Origin of the sequence: Micromonospora sp. D75 (assembly GCF_018070405.1) — a bacterium.
GTDB classification, from domain to species: Bacteria; Actinomycetota; Actinomycetes; order Mycobacteriales; family Micromonosporaceae; genus Micromonospora; species Micromonospora chalcea.
Window position 1 is genome coordinate 1 of sequence record NZ_JAGPXV010000338.1, and the last position, 6,419, is coordinate 6,419.

8 protein-coding genes are annotated in these 6,419 nt (G+C 72.6%); 7 read left to right on the forward strand and 1 reads right to left on the reverse strand.

All coding sequences use genetic code 11. The features are described 5' to 3' along the window. The 7 genes from KBX39_RS19705 to KBX39_RS19735 all read left to right on the forward strand — a co-directional run. Positions 1 to 760: 2-phospho-L-lactate transferase CofD family protein (locus KBX39_RS19705; protein WP_247660376.1), on the forward strand; the 760-nt coding region annotated here is incomplete at its 5' end. Positions 761 to 814: 54 nt separating this feature from the next. Further along, positions 815 to 1,795 (forward strand): DNA-binding protein WhiA, encoded by a 981-nt coding sequence (gene whiA, locus KBX39_RS19710; protein ID WP_030503240.1) that lies wholly within the window; start codon positions 815 to 817, stop codon positions 1,793 to 1,795. Between the two features lie 263 nt (positions 1,796 to 2,058). Further along, positions 2,059 to 3,063, forward strand: a complete 1,005-nt coding sequence (gap, locus tag KBX39_RS19715; RefSeq protein ID WP_043329624.1) for a type I glyceraldehyde-3-phosphate dehydrogenase — start codon at positions 2,059 to 2,061, stop codon at positions 3,061 to 3,063. Then, on the forward strand, positions 3,060 to 4,259 hold the full coding sequence (gene pgk, locus KBX39_RS19720; RefSeq protein ID WP_166456860.1) for a phosphoglycerate kinase: 1,200 nt from the start codon (positions 3,060 to 3,062) through the stop codon (positions 4,257 to 4,259). The genes gap and pgk overlap by 4 nt, the downstream gene beginning before the upstream one ends. Continuing rightward, positions 4,260 to 5,051, forward strand: coding sequence for a triose-phosphate isomerase (gene tpiA, locus KBX39_RS19725; protein WP_043329625.1), 792 nt, complete (start codon positions 4,260 to 4,262; stop codon positions 5,049 to 5,051). 95 nt (positions 5,052 to 5,146) lie between these two features. Next, the gene (gene secG / locus KBX39_RS19730) at positions 5,147 to 5,407 is read left to right on the forward strand and encodes a preprotein translocase subunit SecG (protein WP_043329626.1); all 261 of its coding nucleotides are present in this window, start codon (positions 5,147 to 5,149) and stop codon (positions 5,405 to 5,407) included. Positions 5,408 to 5,537: 130 nt separating this feature from the next. Beyond that, positions 5,538 to 5,882: an RNA polymerase-binding protein RbpA gene (locus KBX39_RS19735; RefSeq protein WP_013287462.1), complete on the forward strand. Its 345-nt coding sequence runs from the start codon at positions 5,538 to 5,540 to the stop codon at positions 5,880 to 5,882. Positions 5,883 to 5,947: 65 nt separating this feature from the next. Here the strand turns inward: KBX39_RS19735 and pgl are convergent. Next, positions 5,948 to 6,419 (reverse strand): 6-phosphogluconolactonase (pgl, locus tag KBX39_RS19740; protein ID WP_210871893.1); only part of this gene is annotated, 472 nt, incomplete at its 5' end.

Consider the following 6,419-nt stretch of genomic DNA (forward strand, 5'->3'; position numbering starts at 1 on the left):
GTACCGCTTCACCACCGCGACGCCGCCCCCGCCAACGCTCGCCGCGCCGGTTCCGGCCGCCCGCGCCGGCGACTCGCTCGCCGGCCACGCGGTCGGCAACCTGCTGCTGCACGGCCTGACCGAGCTGCTCGGCGATCCGGTGGCCGCGCTCGACCACGCGGGCGCGATGCTCGGCGCGGTGGGGCGGGTGCTGCCGATGTCCCGTCAGCCGGTGGGCATCGAGGCCCGGGTCCGCGGCGCGGACCCGGCCCATCCGGACGAGGTGTCCACCGTGCGCGGGCAGCACCAGGTCGCGGTCACCCCGGGCACCGTCGAGTCGCTGCGGCTCAACCCACCCGCGCCGGCCGCGTGCGCCGAGGCGGTGACAGCGGTACGCGCCGCGGACTGGCTGATCTTCGGGCCGGGCAGCTGGTACACGAGCGTGCTGCCGCACCTGCTGGTGCCGGGCCTGGCCGACGCGATCGTCTCCAGTCCGGCGCGGCGGCTGGTGACGCTCAACCTGGTGGCGGAGAAGGAGACCTCGGGGCTCTCCCTGCCCGACCATCTGGACACGCTGCGGCGCTATCTGCCCGAGCTGAAGGTGGACCGGGTGCTGGCGGACTCCACGGCGGTGGGTGATCCCGCGGCGGTCGAACGTGCGGCAGAATCGCTTGGTGCCCGGCTGGTCCTCGCTCCCGTCGCCGTCCTCGACGGCACGCCCCGTCATGATCCAGCCGCACTGGGCGCCGCGCTGGTGCCTGTCCTGCGCGCCGATCGTTAGACACGTACGTAATCACCGGCGACACGCCGGAACCGGTCCGTGAGGGGGCGCACTATGGCGATGACGGCTGCGGTCAAGGACGAGCTGAGTCGGGTCGACGTGCCCAAGCCCTGCTGTCGGCGGGCGGAGATGGCCGCCCTGCTGCGTTTCGCCGGCGGCCTGCACATCGTGTCCGGCCGCGTCGTGGTCGAGGCGGAGCTGGACACCGGCGCGGTGGCCCGCCGGCTGCGGCGGGAGGTGGCCGAGGTCTACGGCTACCCGAGCGAGATCCACGTGCTCGCCTCCGGCGGCCTGCGCAAGGGCAGCCACTTCATCGTGCGGGTGGTCAAGGACGGCGAGGCGCTCGCCCGGCAGACCGGCCTGCTCGACGTGCGGGGCCGCCCGGTGCGTGGCCTGCCGCCGCACGTGGTGGCCGCGAACGTCTGCTGCGCCGTGTCGGCCTGGCGGGGCGCGTTCATGGCGCACGGCTCGCTGACCGAGCCGGGCCGTTCCAGCGCGCTGGAGATCACCTGCCCCGGCCCGGAGTCGGCGCTGGCGCTCGTCGGCGCGGCCCGCCGCATCGGCATCACCGCGAAGAACCGCGAGGTGCGCGGCGTGGACCGGGTGGTGGTCAAGGACGGCGACGCGATCGCCGCGCTGCTCACCCGCATAGGAGCGCACTCCAGCGTGCTGGCCTGGGAGGAGCGGCGGGTACGCCGGGAGGTGCGCGCCACCGCCAACCGGCTGGCCAACTTCGACGACGCCAATCTGCGCCGCTCGGCCCGGGCCGCGGTGGCCGCCGCCGCCCGGGTGACCCGCGCGCTGGAGATCCTCGCCGACGACGCGCCCAACCACCTGACCTCGGCCGGCCGGCTGCGGCTGGAGCACCGTCAGGCGTCCCTGGAGGAGCTGGGCGCGCTCGCCGAGCCGCCGCTGACCAAGGACGCCATCGCCGGCCGGATCCGCCGGCTGCTCGCGCTGGCCGACAAGCGCGCCCGCGACCTGGGCATCCCGGATACGGAAGCGGCAGTCACGCCCGACATGCTCGTGGTCTGATAGGACTCGGGCGGCGAGCACGCGAGCGGGATCACCACCCGCCGCAGCGCGACGCCGCACGCTCGGATATGGTCGCTGCGTACGGCAAGGGGGCCGCGCACAGGCATCCCTCGCCGTGCTCACCGCCTCGGGCGGTCAGGTCTCCGTGACCGCGGCGGGGTGGCCGAGATGACATGTCGACGGCCGGCTCCAACGGTCGGCGCACACACCTCCGCCGGCCCCGGTCTGGCGCCGGCGGACCAGAACGCGAGGAGATGGGACCTGTGACCATCCGGGTTGGCATCAACGGCTTCGGCCGGATCGGCCGCAACTTCTTCCGGGCAGTGCTGGCGTCCGGCGCTGACATCGAGGTCGTGGCGGTCAACGACCTGACCGACAACGCGACGCTCGCCCACCTTGTCAAGTACGACAGCATCCTGGGCCGCCTCCCGCACGAGGTGAAGGCCACCGCCGACGAGATCACCGTGGGCGGCAAGACCATCAAGGCGTACGCCGAGAAGGACCCGGCGAACCTGCCGTGGGGCGAGGTCGGCGCGGACGTCGTCATCGAGTCCACCGGCTTCTTCACCGACGGCACCAAGGCGAAGGCGCACCTCGACGGCGGGGCCAAGAAGGTCATCATCTCCGCGCCGGCGAAGAACGAGGACGTCACCGTGGTCATGGGCGTCAACCAGGACCAGTACGACCCGGCCAAGCACAACATCATCTCGAACGCCTCCTGCACCACGAACTGCCTCGCGCCGATGGCGAAGGTGCTGCAGGACACGTTCGGCATCCAGCAGGGCCTGATGACCACCATCCACGCGTACACGCAGGACCAGAACCTGCAGGACGCGCCGCACAAGGACCTGCGCCGGGCCCGCGCCGCCGCGCTGAACATCGTGCCGACCTCGACCGGCGCCGCGAAGGCGATCGGCCTGGTGCTGCCGGAGCTGAAGGGCAAGCTGGACGGTTACGCGCTGCGCGTGCCGATCCCGACCGGCTCGGCCACCGACCTGACCGTCACGGTCGGCCGGGAGACCACTGTGGACGAGGTCAACGCGGCGCTCAAGGCCGCCGCCGAGGGCCCGCTGCGGGGCATCCTCACCTACAACGAGGACCCGATCGTCTCCGCCGACATCGTGACCGACCCGGCGTCGTGCATCTTCGACGCGCCGCTGACCAAGGTGATCGGCAACCAGGTCAAGGTCGTCGGCTGGTACGACAACGAGTGGGGCTACTCGAACCGCCTGGTGGACCTGGTCAAGCTGGTCGGTAGCTCGCTGTGAGCATCCGCAACCTCGACGACCTGCTCGCCGAGGGGGTGTCGGGTCGGCGCGTGCTGGTGCGCGCCGACCTGAACGTCCCGCTCGACAAGCAGACCGGTGAGATCACGGACGACGGCCGGATCCGGGCCGTCCTGCCGACGCTGAGCGCGCTGGTGCAGGCCGGCGCGAAGGTGGTCGTCTGCTCGCACCTGGGCCGCCCGAAGGGCGCGCCGGACCCGCAGTTCAGCCTCCGCCCGGTCGCCGGGCGGCTCGGTGAGCTGCTCGGCGTCCCGGTGCACTTCGCCGAGGACACCGTCGGTGACTCGGCGCGGTCCACCGTGGCCGACCTGGCCGACGGCCAGGTGGCGCTGCTGGAGAACCTGCGGTTCAACAAGGGCGAGACCAGCAAGGACGACGCGGAGCGGGGCGCGTTCGCCGACCAGCTCGCCGCGCTCGGCGACGCCTACGTGGACGACGCGTTCGGCGCTGTGCACCGCAAGCACGCCAGCGTGCACGACGTGCCGGCCCGGCTGCCGCACTTCGCCGGCCGGCTGGTGCTGCGCGAGGTCGAGGTGCTCAGCCGCCTCACCGGCTCCCCGGAGCGGCCGTACGTGGTGGTGCTGGGCGGCTCGAAGGTCTCCGACAAGCTGGCCGTGATCGAGGCGCTGCTGCCGACCGTGGACCGGCTGCTCATCGGCGGCGGGATGTGCTTCACCTTCCTCAAGGCCCAGGGCCACGAGGTGGGCACGTCGCTGCTGGAGAAGGACATGGTCGAGACCTGCCGCAACCTGATGGAGCGCGCGCCCGGCAAGATCATGCTCCCGGTCGACGTGGTGGCCGCCGACGCGTTCGCGCCGGACGCCGCGCACGACACCGTGCCCGCCGACGGCATCCCCAGCCACCGGCTGGGCCTGGACATCGGCCCGGAGACGGTGGCCGGCTTCGCGGCCGCGCTGTCGCAGGCGAAGACCATCTTCTGGAACGGCCCGATGGGCGTGTTCGAGATGGCGGCGTTCGCCAACGGCACCCGGGGCGTGGCCGAGGCGATCACCAAGGCCGACGCGTTCAGCGTGGTCGGTGGCGGCGACTCGGCCGCGGCGGTGCGCGCGCTGGGCCTGGACGAGTCCTCGTTCGGGCACATCTCCACCGGCGGTGGCGCCTCCCTGGAATACCTGGAGGGCAAGACCCTCCCCGGCATCGCGGCTCTGGAGAACTGAATGGCGAGCACGACCCGCCGGCCGCTGATGGCCGGCAACTGGAAGATGAACCTGAACCACCTCGAGGCCAACCTGCTGGTGCAGAAGCTGGCCGCGAGCCTGAACGAGAAGCAGCTCACCGACGTCGAGTGCGTGGTGCTGCCGCCCTTCACCGACCTGCGTACGGTGCAGACCGCTGTGGACGGCGACAAGCTGCTGATCGGCTACGGCGCGCAGGACCTGTCGCCGCATCCGTCCGGCGCGTACACCGGCGACATCGCCGGGCCGATGCTGGCGAAGCTGGGCTGCGGCTACGTGGTGGTCGGCCACTCCGAGCGGCGGCAGTACCACCACGAGGACGACGCGCTGGTCAACGCGAAGGTGTCGGCGGCGCTGGCGAACGGGCTCACCCCGATCCTCTGCATCGGCGAGGGCCTGGAGGTCCGGGAACAGTCGGGGCAGGTGCGGCACTGCTGCGACCAGCTCGACGGCGCGCTGAAGGGGCTCACCGCCGAGCAGGTCACCAAGGTCGTCGTCGCGTACGAGCCGGTCTGGGCGATCGGCACCGGCAAGACGGCCACGCCGGAGGACGCCCAGGAGGTCTGCGGCGCGGTGCGCAAGCGCATCGCCGAGACCTACGACGAGGGCACCGCCGAGCAGGTCCGGATCCTGTACGGCGGGTCGGTCAAGGCGTCGAACGTCGCCGCGATCATGGCGCAGCCGGACGTGGACGGGGCCCTGGTCGGGGGCGCCAGCCTGGACGCGGAGGAGTTCGCGCAGATCTGCCGGTTCCCGGAGCACACCGCCCGCTGATCGCTCGCTATCCTTGACGCTGCCCGTCCACCGGTCGGTGCCGCAGTGCCCGACAGGTCCGGGCAGTGATCGCAACGAGAGGACTGACCCCCGCCATGCCGATCTGGTTCGCCTACACGATGATCACGTTGCTGGTCATCACCAGCGTGCTGCTCGTCCTGCTGATCCTCCTGCACCGCGGTAAGGGCGGCGGGTTGTCGAGCATGTTCGGCGGCGGCGTCAGCTCCAGCCTGGCCGGTTCGTCCGTGGCCGAGAAGAACCTCGACCGCTACACCGTTCTGGTGGGAATCGTCTGGTTCGCCTGCATCATCGGGCTCGGGCTCTGGCTGCGGTTGCAGATGGCCAACGGCACCTGAGTCGGCGCTGAGAAGCGTACAATCTGCGCGCGGTCCGTCACGGACCGCGCGCAGTTTTGTTTCTCCGCGCGTCGCCCGTCGCCCACCCCCTCCGGCGGCGGTCCCCTCCGACGACAGGGAGCGAGCAACCGTGCCCAGCAACAACGTCATCCGCGGCACCCGGATCGGGTCCGCCCCCGAGCGCTTCGACCAGCGCGTGGAGCCCGCGCCGCGCCGCCCGGTCGTCTACTGGTGCCGCCACGGGCACCGGGTCGAGTTCCTGATCGCCGCCGAGGCGGAGACGCCGGCCGCCTGGGAGTGCCCCCGCTGCGGGGAGCCAGCCGGCCCCGACCCGGGCGACCCGCCGGGCCGCCAGCGCGCCGAGCCCTACAAGACCCACCTGGCGTACGTGCAGGAGCGGCGCACGCCGGAGGAGGGGGAGGCGCTGCTCGCCGAGGCCCTCGACGCGCTGCGCCGACGTCGTGGCCGCGCCTGAGCCGAGGCGTTAAGAAGGGGCCCCTTCTCTACCGGAGACGTTAAGAAGGGGCCCTTCCTTACACCTCAGCGGAGGCTGCGCAGGCGCGGCGGCACGTTGGCCGCCGCGGCCCGGTCGAGCAGCCAGAGCGTACGGGAGACGCCCTGCACCCCGGCGGCCGGCAACTGCACCGGCCCGGCCCCGGCCAGCGCCATGCCCACCGCCCGGGCCTTGTCCGCCCCGGCGGCGATCAGCCACACCTCCTCGGCCGTGTTGATCGTCGGCAGGGTCAGCGTGGTACGCACCGGCGGCGGCTTCGGGCTGCCCCGTACCGCGCTGACCGGGCGGTTGTCGTGGTGCACCGGGTGCTCCGGGAACACCGACGCCACGTGCCCGTCCTCGCCGACGCCGAGCATCAGCACGTCGAAGTGCGGCACGATCGCGTTCCCGGGCCGGGCGGCGGCGGCCAGCTCCCGCGCGTACCCGGCGGCGGCCGCCTCCGGGTCGTCACCGGCCGGGCCGTCGGACGCCGGCATCGGGTGCACCCGGGCCGGGTCC